Genomic DNA, 249 nt, shown 5'->3' with positions numbered 1-249 from the left:
CTGCAGCATGGGCCGCTATCGCGTCTCTGCATCGCCGCGGAATGCGGGCCGGCGCGGCCGGGGCCAGACCTGGCGCCTGGTGCGGGGCCAGCAAACAGCGCCGCAGCGGACATCACCACGATGATGGGACGAACCACAATGAGCGAACCGACGCGGAATTCCTTCTGCCTGTCTGTCATGATCAACCTCTCGCCCATGCGATCGACACGACCACGCATGTGTCTCCCCACGGAACCAACAGCGCCTGCC

Annotated in this window: 1 protein-coding gene; it reads right to left on the bottom strand. The window is 65.9% G+C overall.

Annotated elements, in window-relative coordinates; all coding sequences use genetic code 11:
• Positions 1 to 218: hypothetical protein (locus tag KVS69_RS20095; RefSeq protein ID WP_217539987.1), on the bottom strand; the 218-nt coding region annotated here is incomplete at its 3' end.
• Between the last annotated feature and the right edge of the window lie 31 nt (positions 219 to 249).

This window comes from Stenotrophomonas sp. GbtcB23, assembly GCF_019091045.1.
GTDB lineage: Bacteria > Pseudomonadota > Gammaproteobacteria > Xanthomonadales > Xanthomonadaceae > Stenotrophomonas > Stenotrophomonas rhizophila_A.
The sequence above is the reverse complement of the archived record's forward strand: the minus strand, read 5'-3'. Positions and strand labels throughout refer to the sequence as shown.